The sequence below is a fragment of the Acidocella sp. MX-AZ02 genome (assembly GCF_000306035.1).
GTDB lineage: Bacteria > Pseudomonadota > Alphaproteobacteria > Acetobacterales > Acetobacteraceae > Acidocella > Acidocella facilis.
This window is the reverse complement of the sequence record NZ_JH976248.1, coordinates 1-803: the sequence shown is the minus strand read 5'-3', so window position 1 is coordinate 803 and position 803 is coordinate 1. Positions and strand designations below refer to the sequence as shown.

Below are 803 nucleotides of genomic sequence, written 5' to 3'. Positions count from 1 at the left end.
CGAACGAATGTCCGCTAGTGAAGCCTGGTTACTTCAAAGCCGCCGGGCAGTTCTCGACCCCAATCGTCCAAAATATTCGACGGAAAGAACGCGCCCATTATCGTCGTTCCCTGAGACCAAACGTCTTCTCGAATGCAGCCATTCGCGTCGCCCGGCTAAGTAAGCGACGCGGAACGGTTACGAGCGAACGTCTTATAGCGGCAAGCAGTAGACCTTCCGCTTGCGCCTTATTTTGGTCTATTCACGTAAACAGTGTAGCCGACGATTTATGGGCAACGCACGCGTCTCAGGGAGAGTTTTATTATGAGGATGCAAGGGAGTAGCGACATTTTCTTAATGGGAGATCAAGGCGATAGCTTCGCTATGATCCACGGCTATGAAGACCTCGTTCGACAGGAAGTCAAGAAATTTCCGGCTAACCAGGTGCTTGCCACTCCAGAAGATGACTTGCTCGCCTACTTGATCGAAAAATATACGCTTCATGTTCCTGCGTTGAACGCCGATGACGCTTATATCGAGCGACAGGGCGAAACTCAGATCGACGTCAGTCACCGTTTTGACTATGGCTACCCTGGCGGGCGAGGTAAGCAGCAAGTCCCCGGTCATGAAGTGGTGATCGCTGTCCCACATTCCGGCGATCCTGATCTCTTTCACGTTCGAGCATCGACGTTTACAATGAGTCCGCCTCGAATTTCCGTGAGGAATGGTAACGTTTACGTCCATTTTGCAGACGTGGATCTTAACGGTGAACGCATCAAGACTGAGATAAACCGGCTCATCACTGCCATAGACGAGCATCTAGC

The 803-nt window shown here is 51.3% G+C and carries 1 protein-coding gene; it reads left to right on the top strand.

The features are described 5' to 3' along the window. Positions 1-303: 303 nt before the first annotated feature. On the top strand, positions 304-803 hold a 500-nt coding region (locus MXAZACID_RS19010), incomplete at its 3' end, for a hypothetical protein (RefSeq protein WP_144052896.1).